A 22,666-nucleotide genomic window follows, 5' to 3' on the forward strand; every position below is an offset into this window, starting at 1 on the left:
TTTACATCCTCCAATTAAAAAATATCCAAATCTTTATCAATTACTGTGATTCCGGATTTCTTAATTGCATATTTCTCAACAAGCTCACCTTTATTTATAACAATTAAGAATTCATCACCTTTACTATAATTTCTGATGGGGAATCTAATAATAGAGTCATTATCTTCAACTACGCACATAAAAATCTTATTCTCACCAGCATATACGAAACATTCCGCATCTTTTGCTCCGCAGGTTTCAATTTTCAGTTCATTGAAAGCTTCAACATTTACAATAAATTTTGCTTGTTGTATTTGATCAATACTTTTTGCTCTGAATAAAAGCGCTGTAATGATGGTTTCTTGTAACGAAATACCACCGTGAGTATACTTTGTAGTTTGTCTAAGTGAGTTAACACTATTAATAAAACAGATCTTCTTATTAGCCATTTCAATAAAGTCTGCAACTTTAATTCCATCTAGATAGTACATTGAGTCTGCTTTTTCCGATGAATTTAGAATTAAATATCTGCTTTTCTTTTTCTCACTATCGATATCCCCATCTTGGAGCTGTATTTTATTTCTAATGTCAATAAACCCATGATCAGACAATAGCATTACATCAAATTTTCGATCAATAGAATATTGAATTACTGTTTTTAACTCTTGAATAGAATCAGTAACTTTCCTTGAACTGTTATAATTATGGAGTGCATTATCAATATCATTATAGAAATAAATAACACTTCCGTTATAATTCTCCATTTTCTTGAACTCATCAAACGTTATAACTGGTTGCTTTAGTATTTCTGCCAGCTTTTTTATTCTCCAATTTATAACCTGTACAACTACTTTAGCCTGCATAACAAGCTCAAATATGTTTTTCTTGTTTAGTCTAAGTTTTTCATCAGTGATAAAATATCCATTCATTCCAATTTCAGTCTCTGTTGGTAATATAGAATAAACGTCATAGTCAACTACATCTTCACATATAATATCGTTTTTCAAGGGCTTGGCCATTTCATATCTCAATCCATCGGCAAAAATGAAAACTGTGTTTCTTTCAAACTCAAAATTATTCAAAATTCTATCTTGTCTTACAGCATTATCATCATCTGATATAATCAAATTAAATCCACTTATATACCTGCTGTTTATATTTGAGAGCACATTAAAGTACATTTCTGTAATCTTGTTGTAGACATTTGCCCTATCGATTTTCACATAGATATCATGACTATAAGATAACACTTCATACAATGCGGACAGTTCTCGGTATAGGCTGTCGAGCTCGCTTAGAGACTCTTTATATTCCTTTATTATTTCACTTATTGTATTTGTTGAAAATGAGTATGAAACATACTTATTAAGAATCATGTCCATTTTTGAGATTCTTTCAACAAAATCGGTTAGAATCACCATGTCATTTGTCCATAATAATTCTCGATTTATTTTTAAATTGCAGTAATCAGAAATGTTTTCTGCAATATAATTTTCAAACAATTTAGGAATGTAATAAGTTAGCGTTTGAGTATATTTACCAACAAAAAACTTATTCAGTTCGAATAATTCTTGATTAAAAGCGTCTACATTTGCTTTTATAAAATCGAATACTTTGATTAGTTTTTCTTCATTTACAGGTAACAAATAGTCGTTAAATGACGCTCCAAAATCTTTATGATTTTTTATAAGAAGAGTAATTAATACCTTTTGGAAAAGATTTCTGTTGTCTGAAAAGTCTAAAATTATAACTCCAAAACTATCTTCAATTATTTTGTTGATTTGTTCTTGTAAATATAAACTTCTAACCCTATTCATACTAATTTCATTTTTAATAAGTGAAACAAATATTTCTTTAGGGGTTTGATATATGCCATTTACACACTTAGCAAGTGATACCTTAAGTATATTAGCTGTAATTTTTTCATAACTCTCCAAATCATGAATGACACTTTCAAAATTATCAACTAATAATTCCATTTGTTTTGGTGTCAATACAATGTTGCCTGTAATTCTGCTCTTCGTTCCGGCAAAAGTTGAAAATATCATTTCAGCATTTATTTCAACATATTGAATTTTATTAGTTGCAACCATGCTGCCTATATCAATATTATACTTACTGTAGATGACAACATATCTTGATGACTGCTTATTTCTTAAACTAACCTGTAGAGCCAGCTTCGAACCGCTCGATAAATTAGTGATATCAATATTTTCATCCAAACGACATAAATACTTCTCAAAAATTCCTGCTTCATCATATATATAGGCAGGGATAATTCCTGCTTTACTTTTTATAATATCTTTTAGAATTTCAACAATTAACTGCATTATTATCCCTGCCTCCACTTAAATCAATTTACCACTTTCCATGCTTCTAATGTTTTAACTGCTTCTGTTAATAATTTTTCTTGCTTTACTAGATCCTTTCTAGCTGAATCTGTTAAGTCACCTTGAAGCTTTTCTTTGATACTTTGCAGACGAGGTCTGAATATATCATTGCTATATCTTCTAATTTCATTTTGCATAACATACTTCTGATTTTCCTCAAATTCTAATAAAAAATGTGTTAAGTGCCATATAACTACACTTTTATTGTTGCCAGAGCCTGAAAGAACTTTTTGTTGTATTAGTGGTTCATCTAAATCTTTGTTTCCGCCACCAGCAAGCGTTATGTTTTTTGATCCGATTTTAATACCACCTCGAATCACATTTATTATTGACTTTCCAAGTATGCTTTCAACTTCCTCAATAATCTTATATCCATTTTCAAATTTTTCCTCAATGTACTGCTTAATAAGCGCTTCAATTTCAGTATCTTCATAAAGTTTTGCAGGGTCATTAACTAAAATATCCTTTACAATTGCTCGAATAAAGTTAAGAGTGACTTTTTTTATGTCATTGTTTTTATTGGGCTTTGGTGGCATATTAGGAAATTCTTCTTCGATGACTTTTATATCCAGTTCATCAAGTTCATATATTTTATAGATAATTTTATCTATTTCAAGATGTAAATTATAAAGTTCATCTTCAAGTTCGTTATATTTGTTAATAAATATTTCATATGCCTCAATTATTGATTTTGCACCGTGTGAAAAACCATAGGCGAGTTCTACTTCGTGATAAAAGTCAGATATGTATGAAAATCCGAGAATGTATTCCTTGATGCTCCTTGCTCTATTAGTTTTTTCGATAACAATTTGTTCATGATCCCTTGATGGTTCAACAAATGGAACTCTTTGCATATCACAAACTTGGAAATGTGGGCTAGGATTCAATTTACACAAGTAATAATTTACAAGCTTTGAGTTAATAAATCCAAGCATGTAACTTGTATTCATTGTCTTGGGAAAAATGCAAGAACCAGTTGTGTCAAAGATGCATCCTGCTGGTAAATATCTCGCACTAAAACGATTTTCGCTTGTAACATCACTATATGTTATACCTTCTCTAAAAAAATACATTTGGTTCTTAATAGTTCTTGTTTCACTTCCATATTTTTCTTTAGCCTCTTTCTTAATTTCATATCCATCGTTTGACCAATTTATGCACATAGTTATATTATTTGCCCATTTTTCACAACCTTCACCTTTAGCATAAGGGTGAAAATCAATTCCCAATCTGTCATTTGGCACTTCCCATTTATTTCTAAGGAATTTATCATTATTTCCTGTTATCATCCCCTGCTTAATTTCCACAATTTTTTCTAACGGTGTAAATTTAACAAAAGAATTATGAATGTTTCGGGTGAAATTAAATATTAAAGGATAGCCCAAAATAGCTTTAAACGATTTTTGTTGAACTTTAATAAAATCATGGAATAAAGCATCAACACCCTCCGTTTTTTGTGATATATCACAACACTCAACTACATTACTAGAGTTTTTGTTTGATTTGACTGCTACTAATACTGCTGCACTGACTGTAGGACCATCAAAAACCCCTACTCCTAATTTTATCAATTTTTTCACAGCAAATTGTGTAAGCATTAATTCTCTAATCTTATCGTGACTATCTAATGTCATAAATGAGTCAGAACCAACAAAGCCTAAATATCCATTTTTAGCTAGTAACTCCTCTGCTCTTGCAATAAAAGCCTCAAATAAATTGCTGTAATATTTTGGATATTCTTTTTTTAAAAACTGCGATGTTTCCGGCTTCATTTTTCTGATTCCTAAATAGGGTGGATTCATTACAATGACATTAAACTTGTTCTTAAAAAACAACCTAGCTTCCTTTATAGATATAAAGGCCTGAGCAGAGATATATTGTCCAATATCTTCAGCTGTATATTGTTTTTCAGTTAATTCCATCTCATTTTGGAACAATGATAGCTGCACTATCTCCTCTTGATCATTTTCCCATCGGTACAGAGAGTTTGCCTTTAAAATATTCATATTGAACAAATTTAAGTTCTTAATTCGAACATCTTGTGCCTTCTTCTTTGCTTTAAGCCACAAATTTAGTGCAGTTATTTGCAGTGGTTCTCTTTGAATATCAACTCCAAAGATATTTTTTTCTAAAATATAGCCAATAACAATGCTGTCAGGCCATTCAGCGTGTTCCTTTTTATACAAATCGTATAACACATCAAAAGCATACACTAAAAAGTTACCTGCCCCACAAGCCGGGTCTAGCAATTTGATTGTTTCAATCTTTTTGTTTTCTTCAAAGTAAGGTTTTAAAGTATTGTCTACAATATACTTAACAACCCAACGTGGTGTATAGAACTCTCCAAACTGTGTTTGCTCCTCTTCCAAGTTATTTAGAATCTCATAATAAATCAAATTAGCATATGAAACATCTTTATCCTCTTTGGCTGATTTCAACTCATCATCTTTAATGTCAACCCAATACTGATAAATCCATCCTAAGAAGTCATCTTCAAAGTATTCGATTTCCTCAATTTTATTAATATTGAAAAGAATTTCTTTTAGTCCATCAAAATCAGGATGAACTAAATTATGTTCGTAATCTTTAAATAGAAGGGGTACTTCCGTTGCCATCTCTTTAGAGAGCAATGACAACATGAATAAGAAGTTATAATATTCCCTATCTTCTTCGAGATTGTCTTTTTCCTCCATTTTAGAAATTTCATCTTGATATTTATTCACCAAATCAGTGAACGCTAAAGGGTGTACATTGTTGAAATCTGGAAGAATGCTATCATAAATATTGTCTTTTAATAATCGACCAATAACACTCCCAATAAGCCCACGCTTCTCCATTGTTTTAAAGCAAATGAGTATATGAAGAAAAGTTCTTGCACTATCTTGGATATACGCAATATATTCTTTTCTATTTCCTTCAATGTTTTTTCCTTTAAACAAGTTTACCAAGTTATTCTTGATCACTGAGTCGTATTCACTCAAAGGTTTATTTGCTGCAATTCTACCGCAATCATCAAAGCCGTATTTTTCCATTTTTCCGGCAATATCCTTGATAATAATTTCTCTCAATTTTGATATTACAGGTTTTAAGGTTGCTCTTGACACAATGCGTTCCTCCTATAACTCTAAAGTTATCTTCTTTCCTGCCTCTATATCTTTCTTAATCTTTTCTCTTATTTCACTGAATACTGCATCGAGTTCTTTTAGCTTTTCAACACTGTCAATGTTGATGATTTTCCCATTTGAATATGATCTAAACTTTTTCGATACACGATTATTAACAACCGGTACTTTGTTAATAACAGGTGTATCAAGTATACCTGAGTGACCGCTAGACGGTGCGTTTTTCGCTATTTCATTTTGATCATTAAATGCATGTACTTTCTCAACAGCTTTTGTTTTTGAAGCTACAAGTTCATTTACCATTCTTCTTAAGTCATCCAGAGTACCAATGCTTTTTATCTTAAGATCATCAAATACCAAATTGTCAAGTTTGGTGAATTTAATTAAAGCTACAACTTGCTTTTGCTGATCCTCTGATATTTTCATCCATTCAGGTAATTGTTGAATATCGGACATTATCGTTGTGTGAAGTCTCTCATATTCACGATACTTTTCTTGGAACGAGACTTTATATTTTTTTATTATATCTTCAAAGCGTTTTAGATCCCCTAATATAAACTTCTCAGACGTTTCCTTGACGCTTTCTAAATTTGATTCATCAGCATTTTTTAACATTGAGTAGACTTTACATACCAGTGAAACTTTGTCTTTATTGTCAGATAAATAAAGGACATTTTTAAATCTGTCTTTCATCATTTCAGCATGAGATGCACTTAGTTTTTTATTAAATGAAACTACAATATCTTCAGTATCTGTTCTTTTTTTAATATCATTTGCTATAGCTGATATAATATCTAGATTATCCTTTACAATCTGCGGAATTACATCTGAATATATATCCACACTTGCATTTAAGACTTTCTCGACAACAATTTTTATTTTCTCGGCAACATCTTTTAGTTTCAAATCAACTGCCATGTTCGGGTCTAATGTCTTGATCGTTCGAATAGCGTTGCGGATCTCTTCATCAGATATGTTTATTTTTGTGAATTTTAATCCATCAAAGCTATCTCTTTTTCTAGGTGCAAATGGCCCATTTTTACTTGTAAGTTCACTATTATCTTCAGGTATCGAAAATACTTTCCCTTGATTTGCAGCTTTTAAGTCACTATTCTTCATGGCTAAGGCAGTCATGATTTTTATGGTATCTAAATCCCAACCATACTTGCCTTTCGAAAATTCATCAATAACATTGAAACCATCTTTTTCAAATCCATTATCCGGAAAAGACTTCATAAATTCATTATAATAACGGTTACCTGTGTTTACTGAGCCATTTGCATCGATTAAATCTAATTCCTTTAAGTATTCGGAAGTCATCTTGAGTGTAGGGCTCAATATTTGTTTTAGAATAAACGTATCTACTTGCTCTCTCAACATCTTTCCGAAAAACATTGTATATTTTTTCTTGAGCATTTTTTCACATTCTAAGGACAATCTCTGAGATGCAGTAGTTGCAAAATCTTTATTATCCTGTCCGTTATATGAAATAAAGGCAAATCTAAAACACTCTTCGAGCATTTTATTAATATCGCCGTCAACTGCTATATCTTTTTTTGTTTCTATTTGTATTCTCAATTTTTGGTCAATACCAAAATCTGCTTCTCTCTTTAATGCTTCCTCCATTTGAAGATAAAATTTTGTAGCTTTATATAATGAGTTTCCATCATACTTTTTATCCGGTACAACAAACAATTTTTCTTTATTATTACTTGAGTCAAATGCTTCTTTTCTTAATTTTTCAATATCCATTTCAAAAGGTATACACGAATAAACATTTGGAAATTCCACACTAACATCTGATGCTTTCAAAACAAATGCAATATCTTTACTATAATCATTGATTTTGCCGAAAACCAGGTTTTTCCCTGCAGTTGGTTTAGCTCCAAAAATCTTATATATTCTCCCATTCAAGAAATCCCTTATCGCTGATTCCGTTATGGAAGATATGTTTTTGATTCTTGTCCAAACGTCTGATTCTTTTTTTGTTATAGGCTTGTATAAGCCACCTTCATTATTAATAAAGTTTTCATTTGCTAAAATCTCAAGTACATCTAACAGTTTGTTTTCATCACTAATTACATCTTCACTGAAAACAAATGGTAATATCATGTTAGCCTTGATACCTTCAGGCTTTACTTGTGATAACAAGACAATTGATTTAAGTGTTTTTAATAAAGGCTTCTTTTTTACAGGGTTATTTTTTGCATCAGTAATAGGCGCTCCCTCTAAACCGCCGATCAAATCACTATATTCTTCTTCAATACTTCTCTTACTTTTTAATTCCTCATAAATCAATTCAATATTAACAAAATACCCAACTTCTTTATCATATACTTCCGGATTCTTAACAATAGACTTGACAGTCTTCATCATATTTCTAGCAGAACCCTTGCTTTCATTTTTCAAAAGTTCTTTCATGTATGCCAACTGAAATGGATAAAATGGATACGAGCCAATCATATTGGGCATCTCAATTTTTCCATCTTGCGTATCAGATAAATATGCATTTGAAAACAAATACTTCATTTTGGCTATATTAATCTTCTTTTCAATTTCTTTAGTTACAAGCTCAGATTTTGCTAGATATCTTCTTTTAACGATCCAGATCATTTCTTCTGGATATAAAATCTGCTCTTGCCCAAAACGATGAATCATACGCTCAGCAGTTGATGTAGTTAAAAGTTTAGTTTTTGCTTCAAGAGAAGTAACAACAAACCAAATATCATTATTTAGAAGTTCAATTAAACCTTCAAATTTTCTTACTTTCTCAGGTGTATCAAGAACATCTAATATCTCATCTATAAAGATTATCATGCGTTTCTTTCCAGAATTATACAAAGTCACTTTCAAAAACTCTGCAACATCTAATGCAGAATATTCTTTATCTTCATCAAACGCAAGTCCTAATTGCCTCGATATTTCCTTTGGTAAACAATCCACTATACTGTCACCCGATTTTGTTATGTGATTTGCTGAGAAGATAAATGTGATATAATCTGATGGCTTTATATTACCAATCAGTTCGGCTATATCACTACTAATAACTTTATCTTGAATGGTTTTGGTCACGTTCAGCGTTGAGGGTTTTCCATGCTCATCGATATAATCAATATATTCTTCCGAGAATAGCGCATGCATTACTTTCAGCATATGGGATTTACCGGCTCCAAAGAAACCTCTAATCCATACTCCAGGTCCTATTTTATCTCTATACTTATCTTGTAATAATTGACACTTCATATGAAGCGTTGGATACTTTGCATCATCAAAAAAATATGCTACAAAATTGCCTAATATATCTTCGACGTTTCTCGTCAATACGTATTCATCAATATCTAATGCTGTTATATGGCGATCAACAGTAGTAACGTCGTTAAATTCTCTTTTTATGTCTCTTTCAAATACTTCAAGTACTTTTTTCATTTTGCTTTCTCCCATCAATAAATAGATTTATAATCAATAACACAACTACTAAAACTGTCCTGGGTTATTTTTATTAGTCTGCCGTTTGTAAATTCAGTTTTGTAGTATCTATACTCATTTGTACTGTACTCTTCCTTTTGTCCTATGGTAATCCAAAACATAGGTATTTCGTTGTCCAATATTATATAGTGCTCATACATATACGCAGAAAGAAAATGAATTGGATCGAAGCCGTTACTATATAGCTCCGAGTCTTCAATTACAAGCAATTTTTTAGGACCGTTTTGTTCAACAAAATTAACAATGTATTTTTCTAATGATTCACATATTAACTTCTGAAATTTAATATTATCCACGCCATACTTGCTTTCTGCTTCTGCTATTCTATCTCCATTTTTCTGCCACTCATTACTAATATAAAAGCTGTTTATATTTATAATTTCATTACTATCAAACTCTTCTTTAATTCTATTCTGTACTACAGCACATAAAGCGGGAGAATCAAAGAACATTAATCTAATTGGCCTTGAAGGAGGCTTTGTTATCACTCTCTTAACCTCTGCAGTTACATCATTTATAATTTCGTGCATAATCAAATAACCCCTTTTCTTTCATCGTAATTGTACTAATATCGCCTAAGCGATTAGTTTCCAGCAAACCTTTAATTTTAGCTCCCGATATCAAATACTCAATATCATACTCATTTAACAAAAATCGCTTATATATCGGAGAGTGATAAACATCCTTGGCATTAATATGATCGTCTTCAAAATATATATAAAGAGTGAAAACAAACCATTCCGAAGTTAAGCTAGGTCTTTTTACTATGAAAGTATCTCGCTTTTCCTCAACCCAACCAAAAGCCTCAAGATTCTTTGAAAGTTGATTCCTTACTTTAATCATACTTGCTTTACTGATCTCGTTTTGTAATTTATTAGGAAGCAAATCCCTGTAGTCATTCGTCACAATCTCAAAAAAACGATCTAAGTCCATTTGTGTAAATATTTTTTGTGATAACTTGTTGAAATTATCACATACATATTCGGTCATAAAAAATCTAGCTAAAGTCTCATATTCCAAATAGAAAATGAGTAAATAATTTTTCTTTTCCTGCTCTGATATAGATGAGCTAAGTACTTTGGACAAAGAAATTACTTTATCCCTGTCAGTGTTTAAGTATCTTGATCTTATTGCTGTAAAGACCCTTTTAGCAGAACTCGCTTTTCTATCACTAAGAAGGTTTCCTGACTTTATAAGTCTATTCAAATCATCAACTGAATAGTTTTCATCTATAAATTTAAACACCTCTAAAGTCTCATCTATCCACGCACTAGAGGTAGTCCATTTAAATTTTTCCATACCTTATCCTCTTTCCAGATATACTATCCCTTTATATTTTATCATGCTCATTGTCCAAAAAACAGGACACTGGACAAACACTCTGTTTTATTCATCTGAAGGTTCATAATACTCAATAAGGTCCCCAACATTACACTCAAATAACTTGCACAGCTTATCTAAGGTGTCGTAGTCAATACGCTGTGTTTTATCGTGATACAAATTGGCAATAGTACTTCGAGCAAGTCCAGTTTTTTCGTAAATATCCTGTATGTTATATCGTTTAGTCCCCATTAGAATTGACAATCTGCTCCTAATCGCCATTTTTACACCTCGCCAATATAAGGATACATTTATACAACTAAAAGAATAACATACTTACCATTCAATGTAAAGTATATATGCTTTATTTAAAACATAATATAAGTCATTATATCGTTAATATAATACTTCCTTTTTCACTTGTAGATATTAGTTCAACTGTATATTTCAAGAGGATGCACCTTTGGGCTGCCCCCAGCTCACGATTGTCACATACTTCTCCCTTTACTCCCAACTCTTTTGGAGTTGTCAATAAAAGTGGAACTTTTTACATTTTTTGCCGTCTAAATAATGTATAATGAATAAAATCAATAAATCAAAACTCACTTAATTGAAAACGTTTGTGAATTATTTTACAAAATGAATTATCAGCGAAAAGGGCAAACCTGCCAAAAGGCAGGGACGCAAAGCTATAGGGTCTAAGGTGCCTTTGCACTATGATAGCCTGGCTGCCGCATTATGCTATGTGCATAACCTGCCCTTTCTTAGCGGCAGGTTTTTTGTTTTTTTGAGTAAAGGGTCAACGACTTTGCTGGTGAAATTTGTAATATTTAGACAGCAATGCTGCTTACTTTTTTGACAAAATGTTGCCGCTATATGGGTAATGCAGCTATTGTTTTTCATTTTAGGTAAGTGAGGTGCTGACAAATGAAAAATGAAATTCTGTTAAAGGTAAAAAAGCTAAAATAGCAGATGCAAAAAGTTATAAAGGCTTTATCTTTGCTGATGTCGGCTTCTCTGACACAAATCAGTATCTCCCACACATACGGGAAAAAGTACAGCCTTCAACAATACTTAAACACAATATATTTCATACAGCCAGGAAAACCGCAATTTGCAGCAAGCAAGTTGCGGTTTTCTTATTGACAAAATATCTGTATTTCCGACTTTTGGTATGTCGAAATAACTCATCTATTTTTATTCAATCTTTCAAAGTGGACAAGCCCTGCTTTTTTAAATTTTTAAGGTATTCGTCCGGGTGCCGCTCTCCTCCTCTGTTTTGGTTTTTCTTTACTAAAAAAATCAAAACGGAGGGTTCATATATGATAAGAATCAATTTGCGGGATTACTACCCGTTCTATAAATCCGACTTTTTCATTGAAGTAACAGATGAAATTGCGGAACTATTTAAACTGTTTAATCGAAAGGAACATGCAGACTTCGAGCGTAGGCGTGTCTACAAAGCATATTATTCTCTTGATGCTGGCGACGGTATTGAAAAGGATATTATCCTGCTGGTTTTATCGCCGGATGAAATCTATGAAAGAAAGCTGAGCAATCAGGAATTATATGCCGCTATCAACAGTCTCCCGGAAAAACAGGCGAAGCGTGTTTATGCCTATTTCTTCTTGGAAATGAGCAAAGCACAAATTGCACGGATTGAAGGAGTTGGAGAAAGCACTATTAGGGACTCGATTAATCGCGGATTAAAGAACATAGAAAAATTTATAAAAAATTTTTTCTAACCTCCTGCGAAATCGCCCTAAAAATCTGCTGATTAATAGAGGGATACATCTACCCCCTCAATTGAACCTTGATAATTGAATAGGTGTTTTATCCGGTACATTCCCCGTATGTCCTTGAGAAGGAAAGCCAGATTGCAGGTACGCCAAGACCACAGTCCCAATATCCACACCATTGAGGAGTGGATAAAGGTAAGGGTGCGAGCGGTCAATACCCATGCAGTAAATAAATGCTGGTTACATTTAAGGCGGCGACACATACGGAGGGATAATGATACTTCCGTCCAGCCACAGCCCTGCTCAAGCAGGATCACGCAATGGGGGCGGCTTGCAGAGAACCTGGGAGAGGTGGAATTCCTATGAGGACGGTTAACCGCCGTCTGCCGGATAAAGCCATAAGTAATAAAACCAAAATAGAAACGCGAGTTAGAGGTGCGCCTATCCATGTGAGTATATATGCGTGTCCAAACTAAGGCGTATCTCCTGCTTCGCGAATCAAAAATAGAAAGTAGCGCGGCATTAAAAACGAGAAGGAGGCTTACTATGGCTAATGAAAAATTATCCCAAGAAAAAGCCTACCGTATCATGCTAAAGGGCTATCCCGATGTGCTTGACATCAAGCAAATGTGTGAAATTCTTGGCATTAGCCTAAAAACAGGATACGGTCTCATACAAGAAAATAAAATTGAATGTCTAAAGGTTGGGCGGGCATATAAGATCCCCAAGCCTTTTTTATTTAGCTATCTTAGAATAGGTACAAGCAGCGACAGCCAATAAAAAATGATATTTGCACATTTTACGAACCTTATTTATTGTGATACACTCATCATGTCAACGGCAGGTGAGTGAATAATTCGAAAGGAGGAACCATATGGAACTCACTCAAATGCTGAAAATGGTCAGATTGACCGAGGATGAATTAATTGGAGGCTTCATAACACCAAAGAAAGGATATTATTACATCGTTCTCAATCGAAAGGATCAGAACGGTAAGCGCAAGCCTCTTTGGATTTCAACAGGGCTTTCTGCAATTGAGGAAAATGAAGCAGAAGCCGAAAGCAAATGCTTATCAACCAGAATCCAATATTCGCTTGACCTGAAAAATGGTGTGACGGATAAGACGTTTGCGCATGAAGTGCCTGAAAAGAGCATTGCTCATGATGATTCCGATGAAAACCATTCCGCAAATCCCTTGTTCGCGGATTTATTAAACGAATGGCTGGCATTCAGACACCCAGATAATATTGTGGTGGGGGAAGATTTTAATTTTGACAGAACGATCAAGCTCAATACCTGGGCCGGATATGCAGACAACATAAAGCAAAACCTGTATCCGACATTCAAGGCTTATGGATGCACTGTCCAGGAAATTACGCCCGATCTGCTCAAGGGACATTACGCTTATCGGCTGAAACACGGCAAGAAGAAGGCTACAGTTGCCAAGGATTACACTGTTATCAACCAGGTATTGAATTATGCCGTCAGCAAAAAGATGATCAGTGTGAATCCAAACAGCGCAATCACCTTACACAAAATCGAGAAATATAATGCGGCTACGCTCAATGCTGAACAGATGCAGTATTATCTCGAATTTATTGTCGGAGATATTATTGAAATTCCTATATTGCTCGGCGGCTTTTATGGGATGCGACGCAGTGAATGTGTTGGCACCAGAGAATCGCAATTTGATTTTCAGCACAAATTCTTTCGAGCTAATCACACTGTAACGACAGCAGTGATCAATAAGCAAAAGATATATATCCCTTCCGATAAGCTCAAAACGGATTTAAGTAACCGCACTTATCCCTTGATTCCTTATGTAGAGGAAAGAATAAAAGCAAAAATAGCTGAGAACAAGGAACTGAGGAAGCTTTGCGGCAGTTCATACAGCAACGAATGGCTTGGATATCTTTGCGTCCATCCTTTGGGGGAAATCATCGACCCGGGTTACATAACCAACAGGCACCGGGAGTTACTCAAGAAAGCTGGATTGCAGCATGTCAGGTTCCATGACCTTCGGCATTCGTGCGTAGGATTGATGATGGCCAATGAAGTGCCTATGGAGCGTATCAGAGATTGGGTTGGTCACAGCGACATCCGAACAACGGTCAATACCTATGGCCATCTGGAATACCAATCTAAGAAAAAAACGGCCAAGATCATTCAGAAATCTTTGCCGCTTAAAATGGCAGGGACTGCTAATCTTTAGGATTAACAGTCCCATGATGGCGGAGAGTCAGGGATTTGAACCCTGGGTACATTTACATGTACACTGGTTTTCGAGACCAGCTCCTTAAGCCGCTCGGACAACTCTCCGAATATAAACTTATTTAGTACCTCGGATAGAACTTGGATAGAACAGCTCAAAAAGCTGTCCTGATTCGAACTCCGAGGGTTTGGAAAACTGCATAAAATCAAGGTTTTCGGCTACATGGCTTCCACAAAGCTCCACACATTTCGAGAGTCGCACCTTCGACCACTCGGACAACCCTCCAATATATCTCCAAACATCAGGTCTCAGAAATCCCTCGGAAAAAGGAGAGAACTGATGGAGAGAACAATGGGTATTCAATTGTCAAATTGACTCATAAAAACGAGTCATATCAACGTTTTCGGAGTTTAGCTTACCACATATCGCTTTCGGTTTCGAGTCAGGCTCGTTATGACCACTTCGATACGCCTCCATATAAAATTATAACATTTTAAACTCTTATCTTCGTTGATTAAAAAACCGCTGTATCAGACTCTTACACGCCTCTTCCTGAATCCCACCGAAGACCTCCAATTGATGATTAAACCTGGAAAAATGAGTAATATTCATTAATGTGCCGGCAGCTCCTGCCTTGCCGTCCCAAGCACCAAAAACTAATGTATCTACTCTTGCCTGTACCAAAGCCCCGGCACACATGGGGCAAGGTTCCAAGGTGACATAGATGGTAGCGCCATTTAATCGCCAACTTTTCAGATATTGGGCTGCTTCTTGTATGGCCAAAATCTCAGCATGGGCAGTAGGATCTTGTCTTTCTTCTTTAAGATTATGAGCCCGGGCAATAATCCTGTCTTGATAAACAATAATAGCCCCGATAGGGACTTCTCCTTTATAATATGCTTTTTCAGCTTCCAACAATGCTTCTTTCATATAAAGAACATTTAACATTTTTCACCATCAATATTTAAAACAAACTGGCGCGCCCGGGAGGACTCGAACCACCGGCACGCGGTTTAGGAAACCGCTGCTCTATCCGCCTGAGCTACGGGCGCATTTTAATTAAAATCGGCTTACGCCAGATGAAGGACGAAAGCCTAAATGAAATGGTGCGCCCGGCGAGATTCGAACTCACGACCTTTTGATTCGTAGTCAAACACTCTATCCAGCTGAGCTACGGGCGCATATATGGCGGAGAGAGCGGGATTCGAACCCGCGATACAGGTTTTGGCCCGTATACTCGCTTAGCAGGCGAGCGCCTTCGGCCAACTCGGCCATCTCTCCGGATCAAGAGGCAAGATTTAAGATGTCAAAAGCAATAATCTTTCACCTGATAATGTACATCTTAATAACTGCCATCTATATCAATTTATAAAAACTACTCGTCTAATCTTACTTTGATTTTTGCCTTCCCAGTCTTCTTGCTTTCAATTCCCTTGCATCTTGTATATGGCGGAGAGGGTGGGATTCGAACCCACGGAACCCTTGCAGGTTCAACGGTTTTCAAGACCGCCTCCTTAAACCGCTCAGACACCCCTCCACGCCGAGAAAACCCGGACAAAGGGCACATTTTATACTATAACATAGTGATTTTTCATTGTCAATTAAAGTAATTCCTAAAACAGCCTGTCTAATCAATAAACCTTATGGCGCGCCCAGCAGGATTCGAACCTGCGACCTCCAGATTCGAAGTCTGTCACTCTATCCAGCTGAGCTATGGGCGCGCATCAATAGCTTAGTTATAATAACACATTACAATCTTCCCGTCAATATCATCTGATCCAGAAAAATTTAAATTTATTTGATCACCGTAAGTCCACCCATATATTTCTGTAAAACTTCAGGAATTAAGACGCTTCCGTCCTCCTGCTGATAATTCTCTAAAACTGCCGCTACTGTTCTTCCCACAGCCACCCCGGATCCATTAAGGGTATGGACAAATTCCGGTTTGCTTTTCACATCCCGACGGAAACGGATATTGGCACGGCGAGCCTGGTAATCCTCAAAATTACTGCATGAAGAGATCTCACGATAACAATTAAAGCTGGGCAGCCATACCTCCAGATCATAAGTCTTAGCCGAAGAGAAACCTAAATCCCCTGTAGATAGGGTTACAACTCGATAAGAAAGTCCTAAGGATTTGAGAATCTCCTCTGCATCATTAGTAAGTTTCTCTAATTCCTCGTATGAGCTTTCCGGCTGAGAGAATTTTACCAATTCTACTTTATTAAATTGATGCTGCCGAATTAAACCCCGAGTATCCCGACCTGCTGCCCCGGCCTCAGCCCGGAAACACGCACTATAGGCACAATGGAAAATGGGTAAATTTGCTCCATCCAATATTTCTTCCCGATATAAATTTGTGACCGGTACTTCAGCGGTAGGAATTAAAAAATATTCTGTTTTTTCAATTTTAAAAGCTTCTTCCTCAAATTTAGGCAATTGACCTGTTCCAATCATACTATCCCGGTTCACCATAAAAGGAGGAAAAACTTCTGTATATTGATGCTTTTCCGTATGTAAATCAAGAAAGAAATTTATCAAGGCTCTTTCTAAACGGGCCCCTGCCCCTTTATAAAAGGTAAATCTGGCTCCGGTAACCTTAGAACCCCTTTCAAAATCCAAAATACCCAGTTTCTCACCGATCTCCCAATGAGCTTTCGGTTCAAAATCAAATTTTGGCACATCGCCCCATTTCCTGACTTCCAGATTATCATCTTCCGATAAGCCGACAGGAACCGATTCATGGGGAATATTAGGAATAGTAAGGAGCTCCTTTTGAATTCCTGCTTCTAATTCTCTTAAGCGATCATCCATTCCTTTGATCTCTTCTCCTAATTGACGCATTTCCGCTACTTTTTCTTCGGCAGATGAACCGGATTTTTTAGCCTTGCCTATTTCCTGGGAAACTGCATTTCTTTCTGCCTTCATTTGTTCCACTTTCACTAATAGTTCCCGACGTTCTTCATCCATATTTAGAAATAAATCTAGATTTATTTTCCCGCCTCTGTTTATTAAGGCTTGTTCCACCTTTTCCGGATTACTTCGGACAAATTTTAAATCTAACAAAATAAACTGCCTCCCTTTCCTTGCTCCCTTTTATATACTTTTCCCATATATTGAAATTTTATTGCTTTTATTGTAAAAAACAAGCTTCTGCTCTCCAAGAGCAAAAGCTTAGTTAATTTCTTTATCCCTTAGCATCCTCAATCATTTGCTTAAAATAAAGATACACTCTTAAATCATCTGTTAATTCAGGATGAAAAGATGCGCCTAAGATATTGCCCTGACGTACCATTACAATTTTTTCCTGATACATAGCTAAAATACCTACATTTGGTTGAATAGATCTTATATATGGTGCCCCAATAAATATCCCGGGAAAAGGAGCTTTTCCCAATACATCAATCTTCAAAGGAACCTCAAAGCTCTCTTTTATAAGATGAAAACCATCTTTTTCTACCTTGATTTCTAAAAGTCTGAGATATAAACCATCCTCCTGCTTCATTTCCCGGGCTAGCACCATCATGCCTTGACTAATTCCAAAAATCGGCATCCCCTGATAGACTTTACCTTTGATTGCTTGATGCAGTTGATCTCGATCTTTCCATGCATGCCCCATGATTCTATCATCATCAGCAAGGATGAAACCATCGATATCATTTAAGTCTTGAGCGTTAATAATCAAAACCCCATCTATACCGCATTGAGCCAACATTCTTTGATGGTTTTTAAATTCTTTTTTAGTTGTTAATACCCCCACACGCATAATATTTAAAAAATCGCTCCTTCTAAATAAATCTAAGGAAAATATCAACAACCTATGATATATGAAACTATCTTATTATATTTTACCTGAAAAAACAATACTACACTTCATCATCCTTGGATACAACTTTTGCTACCGCGACCACCTTATCATCGGAATTGAGTTTCATCAGGGTTACACCCTGGGTATTGCGGCCTAAAACAGATGTGTCTGACACATTGATGCGAATCAGCGTTCCTTCTTTCGTGATCATCATTAATTCATCCCCTGGTTTCACGACTTTTATCGCCGTTAAAGGACCTGTTTTCGCCGTTTCTTTAATGGTTAAAGCCCCCTTGCCTCCACGGCTTTGTTTACTATATTCGTTCAAAGGTGTTCTTTTGCCAAAACCATTTTCTGAAATGACCATCAGTTCACCGCCCTCGGTCACTGCATCCATACTGACCACCCAATCGTTTTTACCTAATTGAATCCCTTTAACCCCTCGGGTGGTCCGGCCTTGGCTGCGTACCTCTTCCTCAGAAAAAAGAATCGCTTTGCCATTTCTGGTACCTAAAATAATTTCTTCTGTACCATCCGTTAATTTTACACCGATTAATTCATCATTTTCATCTAAATGTATGGCAATTAAACCATCTTTGCGTGCCGAATCATATTCCTTCAAGACGCTCTTTTTAACAATCCCTTGACGGGTTGCCATAAATAAGAATAAGTCTTCACTATACTCTTTTACAGGAATGACTGTGTTAACTGTCTCTTCGCCGGAAAGATAAAGGAGATTGACCAAGGCTGTACCCTTAGCTGTTCTACCTGCTTCGGGAATTTCATGCACTTTTAAGCGATATACCTTACCTTTATTCGTGAACACCATCAAATAATGATGCGTCGTCGTAATAAATAAATGCTCCACGAAATCTTCTTCTTTAGTGGTCATGGCAGTTATTCCACGGCCGCCTCTCTTTTGATTGCGATAGACATTCGTATTTAAACGTTTAATATAACCGTTATTGGTAATGGTAATTACCATATCTTCTTCAGCAATGAGGTCTTCCTCGTCTAATTCACTATCATCACGAACTATTTGTGTTCGTCTGGGATCAGCATATTTTTCTTTCATCACGAGAATTTCTTCCCGAATAATATGTAATACCATTTTTTCATTTCTTAATACTTCCGTCAAATAAGAAATCGTTTTAATTAACTCCCGATATTCATCATCCAGTTTTTCTCGTTCCAATCCGGTGAGTGCACGCAAACGCATTTCCAAAATAGCCTGTGCTTGTTTTTCACTGAGGCTGAATTTCGTCATCAATTGTTCCCGGGCTACGTCTGTTGTTTTTGATTCTCGAATCGTCTTAATGACTTCTTCAATGTGATCTAAGGCAATTTTTAATCCTTCCAAAATATGAGCCCGTGCTTCAGCTTTTGCCAATTCAAAGCGGGTTCGGCGTACGATTACATCTTTTTGATGTTCCAGGTAATGGATCAGCACTTGTTTTAAATTTAAGATCTTGGGCTGACCATCCACCAAAGCCAAAGTAATAACACCAAAGTTCTCCTGAAGCTGGGTATGTTTGTATAATTGATTTAAAATAACACGTCCATTGACATCTTTACGTAATTCAATGACAATACGCATGCCTGTACGATCCGATTCATCTCTTAAATCCGTAATACCATCAATTCTTTTATCTTTCACCAGATCAGCAATTTTTTCAATCAATCTGGCCTTATTAACCTGGTAAGGAATTTCATTGACAATAATACGCTGCTTACCGTTGGACATTTGTTCTATATCCACTTTAGCCCGCATTTTTATGGAACCACGACCTGTAGTATAAGCGGATTTAATTCCTTCCCGTCCCATAATTAAAGCTCCTGTAGGAAAATCAGGGCCCTTGATCATGGTCATGAGCTGAGATATTTCTATATCCGGATCATCTATCAGTCCTACCACCCCGTCAATGACTTCTCCAATATTATGGGGCGGGATATTCGTTGCCATACCCACCGCAATCCCGGAGGAACCGTTCACCAATAAATTAGGCACACGGGCAGGGAGCACGGCAGGTTCTTCTTCTGAAGCATCATAATTAGGTATAAAATCAACGGTATCTTTTTGAATGTCCGTCATCATTTCTACCGCGTATTTAGATAAACGCACCTCAGTATATCGCATCGCTGCAGCAGAATCACCGTCTACGGAACCAAAATTTCCGTGGCCGTCAATTAAAAGATAACGAATGGAAAAATCCTGAGCCAGCCTGACCACAGCATCATAAACAGAAGAATCACCGTGGGGATGATATTTACCCAACACATCCCCTACAATACGTGCTGATTTTTTATGAGGCTTATCTGGGGTAACGCCTCGCTCATACATAGAATAAAGGATCCTGCGATGCACCGGCTTTAAGCCATCCCGTACATCGGGCAAAGCACGACCTACAATAACACTCATTGCATAATCGATATATGATTTCTCCATTTCATCTTCTATGGCCAAGGGAACGATTTTCCCGTGGGTAAAAGTTGAGTCCATGATTACACCTCGATCTCATTCGCATATAATTACAAAAATTATCTGATAATCTAATTTCATATTTGTTTTGTTTTATCAATCTTGATTTATCCTGCCGACTTAAATATCAAGATTGCGTACATCTTTGGCATGACTTTGAATAAACTCCCGCCGAGGCTCAACTTTATCACCCATCAAAATCGTAAATATTTCATCTGCTGCGATAGCATCATCCAAAGTGACTCGAAGAATGGTTCTTGTTTCAGGATTCATCGTTGTATCCCATAACTGCTCCGGATTCATTTCCCCTAAACCTTTATATCTCTGGATGCTTGGCGTAACACCCTGATGTTGTTGTAAATATTTTTCCAAATCATCATCACTGTAAAAATAGTTTTCTTCTTTACCTACCTTCGCTTTATACAAAGGGGGCTGAGCAATATAAACATAACCTGCCTCAATCAAAGGCCTCATATAACGGAAAAAGAAAGTTAACAGTAATGTTCTGATATGAGAACCATCTACATCCGCATCTGTCATAATAATTAATTTATGATATCGGGCTTTGCTGATATCATAATCATCAGAAACACCTGTACCCATAGCTGTTATCATCGCTCTGATTTCTTCATTACCGAGAATTTTATCTAAACGGGCTTTCTCCACATTAAGAATCTTGCCACGTAAAGGGAGAATAGCCTGGGTTCTTCGATCCCGACCTTGTTTGGCAGATCCTCCGGCAGAATCTCCTTCCACCAAAAACAATTCACTCATGGCAGGATCCTTCATAGAGCAGTCTGCCAGTTTACCAGGTAAACTAGTGCTTTCCAAGGCGCTCTTACGTCTCGTCAATTCACGGGCCTTGCGTGCCGCTTCCCGTGCCCGTGCTGCCTGGACATTTTTTTCAATGATTTTTTTTCCAAAGGATGGGTTTTCCTCTAAAAAAGTTCCCATGCCCTCTCCCACAATAGAATCAACAATCCCCCGCACCTCACTATTGCCTAGTTTGGTCTTGGTTTGTCCTTCAAATTGAGGATCTAAGACTTTAACGCTAATAATTGCCGTTAATCCTTCACGAATGTCTTCACCTGATAAATTACTTTGATTATCTTTAATAACATTAATCTTCCGGGCATAATCATTGATAACCCGGGTTAAAGCTGCCTTAAACCCCGCTTCATGGGTACCCCCTTCTTGGGTATGGATATTATTAGCGAATGACATGATGTTTTCAGCATAGCTATCATTATACTGAAGAGCAATTTCCACCAGGACTTGATCCTTTTCAGTATGAAAAAAAACAGGTTTTTGATGGATAACATCTTTATTTTTGTTTAAAAAGTGGACAAAATCAATAATTCCTCCATCATGTTTATAATTCACTTCAAATTGATCTCTCTGGTCTGTCAAGGTAATGGATAAACCTTTATTCAAAAAAGATAACTCTCTTAATCTTTGTGCTAATATTTCCCGATTAAAAATTAATTCTTCAAAAATTTCTCCATCCGGTTTAAAAGATATTTCTGTACCTGTTCCATCAGAATGACCGATAATTGTTAATTCGCTGGTAGGATTTCCTATTTTATATTTTTGCTGATATATATTTCCATTTCTTTTTACTTTAACCTCCAGCCATTCCGAGAGGGCGTTGACCACCGACATTCCTACGCCATGGAGACCCCCTGAAACCTTATAACCCGATCCACCGAATTTGCCGCCGGCATGAAGAATAGTAAGGGCTACTTCTACAGCCGGCTTTCCTGTTTTTTCGTGAATATCTACAGGGATTCCTCTGCCATTATCCCGCACAATAATACTGTTTTCTTCTGTAATGGTGACATGAATCTGATCACAAAAACCAGCCAGGGCTTCATCAATACTATTGTCTACGATTTCATAAACTAAATGATGCAAACCGCGGGAACTAGTACTCCCAATATACATGCTCGGGCGTTTACGCACTGCCTCTAATCCTTCCAGTACCTGAATCTGACTGGCATCATAATTTGTTTCTATTTTATCCTCAATCATTATTGTCCCTCCATCTAAAACAGTGCCAAAATCCCTAATTTCCAAGTTTTAATTATATATGAAAAAAAATAATACAACAAGCAGGTCTTCTTCTATTATA

14 protein-coding genes, 6 tRNA genes and 1 riboswitch are annotated in these 22,666 nt (G+C 36.1%); of the genes, 3 read left to right on the forward strand and 17 right to left on the reverse strand.

The window, feature by feature from the left end; all coding sequences use genetic code 11:
• Window positions 1-14: 14 nt before the first annotated feature.
• The 6 genes from CEQ75_RS03405 to CEQ75_RS03430 form a co-directional block, all read right to left on the reverse strand.
• Window positions 15-2,309: a PglZ domain-containing protein gene (locus CEQ75_RS03405; RefSeq protein ID WP_089609085.1), complete on the reverse strand. Its 2,295-nt coding sequence runs from the start codon at window positions 2,307-2,309 to the stop codon at window positions 15-17.
• A 23-nt stretch (window positions 2,310-2,332) separates the two neighbouring features.
• Window positions 2,333-5,473 (reverse strand): Eco57I restriction-modification methylase domain-containing protein, encoded by a 3,141-nt coding sequence (locus tag CEQ75_RS03410; RefSeq protein WP_089609086.1) that lies wholly within the window; start codon window positions 5,471-5,473, stop codon window positions 2,333-2,335.
• Window positions 5,474-5,485: 12 nt separating this feature from the next.
• Window positions 5,486-8,917 (reverse strand): hypothetical protein, encoded by a 3,432-nt coding sequence (locus CEQ75_RS03415; RefSeq protein WP_089609087.1) that lies wholly within the window; start codon window positions 8,915-8,917, stop codon window positions 5,486-5,488.
• A gap of 14 nt (window positions 8,918-8,931) precedes the next feature.
• Window positions 8,932-9,507: a hypothetical protein gene (locus tag CEQ75_RS03420; protein WP_089609088.1), complete on the reverse strand. Its 576-nt coding sequence runs from the start codon at window positions 9,505-9,507 to the stop codon at window positions 8,932-8,934.
• Entirely contained in the window at window positions 9,488-10,276 is a 789-nt protein-coding gene (locus CEQ75_RS03425) for a BrxA family protein (protein ID WP_089609089.1), read from the reverse strand. The genes CEQ75_RS03420 and CEQ75_RS03425 overlap by 20 nt, the downstream gene beginning before the upstream one ends.
• Before the next feature lie 87 nt (window positions 10,277-10,363).
• The gene (locus CEQ75_RS03430) at window positions 10,364-10,579 is read right to left on the reverse strand and encodes a helix-turn-helix domain-containing protein (protein WP_089609090.1); all 216 of its coding nucleotides are present in this window, start codon (window positions 10,577-10,579) and stop codon (window positions 10,364-10,366) included.
• Window positions 10,580-10,945: 366 nt separating this feature from the next.
• A riboswitch (cyclic di-GMP riboswitch) is annotated at window positions 10,946-11,033 on the forward strand.
• Between the two features lie 586 nt (window positions 11,034-11,619).
• On the opposite strand from CEQ75_RS03430, the gene CEQ75_RS03435 reads away from it, so the two are divergent.
• The 3 genes from CEQ75_RS03435 (at window position 11,620) to CEQ75_RS03445 (ending at window position 14,248) form a co-directional block, all read left to right on the forward strand.
• Complete coding sequence (locus CEQ75_RS03435; protein ID WP_089609091.1) at window positions 11,620-12,042, forward strand: RNA polymerase sigma factor; 423 nt, start codon at window positions 11,620-11,622, stop codon at window positions 12,040-12,042.
• Window positions 12,043-12,582: 540 nt separating this feature from the next.
• Complete coding sequence (locus tag CEQ75_RS03440; protein WP_089609092.1) at window positions 12,583-12,816, forward strand: helix-turn-helix domain-containing protein; 234 nt, start codon at window positions 12,583-12,585, stop codon at window positions 12,814-12,816.
• A gap of 94 nt (window positions 12,817-12,910) precedes the next feature.
• On the forward strand, window positions 12,911-14,248 hold the full coding sequence (locus CEQ75_RS03445) for a site-specific integrase (RefSeq protein WP_242965364.1): 1,338 nt from the start codon (window positions 12,911-12,913) through the stop codon (window positions 14,246-14,248).
• 17 nt (window positions 14,249-14,265) lie between these two features.
• On the opposite strand, the gene CEQ75_RS03450 is transcribed toward CEQ75_RS03445, so the two are convergent.
• The 11 genes from CEQ75_RS03450 to gyrB form a co-directional block, all read right to left on the reverse strand.
• Window positions 14,266-14,355: transfer RNA gene (locus CEQ75_RS03450), tRNA-Ser, on the reverse strand.
• A 394-nt stretch (window positions 14,356-14,749) separates the two neighbouring features.
• The gene (tadA, locus tag CEQ75_RS03455; protein WP_089609093.1) at window positions 14,750-15,196 is read right to left on the reverse strand and encodes a tRNA adenosine(34) deaminase TadA; all 447 of its coding nucleotides are present in this window, start codon (window positions 15,194-15,196) and stop codon (window positions 14,750-14,752) included.
• A gap of 27 nt (window positions 15,197-15,223) precedes the next feature.
• Window positions 15,224-15,300, reverse strand: a tRNA-Arg gene (locus tag CEQ75_RS03460).
• A 52-nt stretch (window positions 15,301-15,352) separates the two neighbouring features.
• Window positions 15,353-15,429, reverse strand: a tRNA-Arg gene (locus CEQ75_RS03465).
• Window positions 15,430-15,434: 5 nt separating this feature from the next.
• Window positions 15,435-15,529, reverse strand: a tRNA-Ser gene (locus tag CEQ75_RS03470).
• A 166-nt stretch (window positions 15,530-15,695) separates the two neighbouring features.
• Window positions 15,696-15,785 (reverse strand) — tRNA-Ser (locus tag CEQ75_RS03475).
• A gap of 107 nt (window positions 15,786-15,892) precedes the next feature.
• Window positions 15,893-15,969 (reverse strand) — tRNA-Arg (locus CEQ75_RS03480).
• Window positions 15,970-16,042: 73 nt separating this feature from the next.
• On the reverse strand, window positions 16,043-17,314 hold the full coding sequence (serS, locus tag CEQ75_RS03485; protein ID WP_089609094.1) for a serine--tRNA ligase: 1,272 nt from the start codon (window positions 17,312-17,314) through the stop codon (window positions 16,043-16,045).
• A gap of 121 nt (window positions 17,315-17,435) precedes the next feature.
• Window positions 17,436-18,062 carry a pyridoxal 5'-phosphate synthase glutaminase subunit PdxT gene (gene pdxT / locus CEQ75_RS03490; RefSeq protein WP_157677305.1) on the reverse strand — a complete coding sequence of 209 codons (627 nt, stop codon included), beginning with the start codon at window positions 18,060-18,062 and terminating at the stop codon, window positions 17,436-17,438.
• Window positions 18,063-18,114: 52 nt separating this feature from the next.
• Window positions 18,115-20,556, reverse strand: coding sequence for a DNA gyrase subunit A (gene gyrA / locus CEQ75_RS03495; RefSeq protein ID WP_089609096.1), 2,442 nt, complete (start codon window positions 20,554-20,556; stop codon window positions 18,115-18,117).
• A gap of 99 nt (window positions 20,557-20,655) precedes the next feature.
• Complete coding sequence (gene gyrB, locus CEQ75_RS03500; protein ID WP_089609097.1) at window positions 20,656-22,566, reverse strand: DNA topoisomerase (ATP-hydrolyzing) subunit B; 1,911 nt, start codon at window positions 22,564-22,566, stop codon at window positions 20,656-20,658.
• Between the last annotated feature and the right edge of the window lie 100 nt (window positions 22,567-22,666).

The organism is Dehalobacterium formicoaceticum, from assembly GCF_002224645.1.
GTDB lineage: Bacteria > Bacillota > Dehalobacteriia > Dehalobacteriales > Dehalobacteriaceae > Dehalobacterium > Dehalobacterium formicoaceticum.

What these genes read in the sequence shown, in the direction of transcription:
- CEQ75_RS03420 (WP_089609088.1), bottom strand. Translation starts at nt 9,507, where the DNA reads ATGCACGAAATTATAAATGATGTAACTGCAGAGGTTAAGAGAGTGATA.
- tadA (WP_089609093.1), bottom strand. Translation starts at nt 15,196, where the DNA reads ATGTTAAATGTTCTTTATATGAAAGAAGCATTGTTGGAAGCTGAAAAA.
- gyrB (WP_089609097.1), bottom strand. Translation starts at nt 22,566, where the DNA reads ATGATTGAGGATAAAATAGAAACAAATTATGATGCCAGTCAGATTCAG.
- CEQ75_RS03430 (WP_089609090.1), bottom strand. Translation starts at nt 10,579, where the DNA reads ATGGCGATTAGGAGCAGATTGTCAATTCTAATGGGGACTAAACGATAT.
- CEQ75_RS03425 (WP_089609089.1), bottom strand. Translation starts at nt 10,276, where the DNA reads ATGGAAAAATTTAAATGGACTACCTCTAGTGCGTGGATAGATGAGACT.
- CEQ75_RS03435 (WP_089609091.1), top strand. Translation starts at nt 11,620, where the DNA reads ATGATAAGAATCAATTTGCGGGATTACTACCCGTTCTATAAATCCGAC.
- CEQ75_RS03405 (WP_089609085.1), bottom strand. Translation starts at nt 2,309, where the DNA reads ATGCAGTTAATTGTTGAAATTCTAAAAGATATTATAAAAAGTAAAGCA.
- CEQ75_RS03440 (WP_089609092.1), top strand. Translation starts at nt 12,583, where the DNA reads ATGGCTAATGAAAAATTATCCCAAGAAAAAGCCTACCGTATCATGCTA.
- gyrA (WP_089609096.1), bottom strand. Translation starts at nt 20,556, where the DNA reads ATGGACTCAACTTTTACCCACGGGAAAATCGTTCCCTTGGCCATAGAA.
- CEQ75_RS03445 (WP_242965364.1), top strand. Translation starts at nt 12,911, where the DNA reads ATGGAACTCACTCAAATGCTGAAAATGGTCAGATTGACCGAGGATGAA.
- CEQ75_RS03415 (WP_089609087.1), bottom strand. Translation starts at nt 8,917, where the DNA reads ATGAAAAAAGTACTTGAAGTATTTGAAAGAGACATAAAAAGAGAATTT.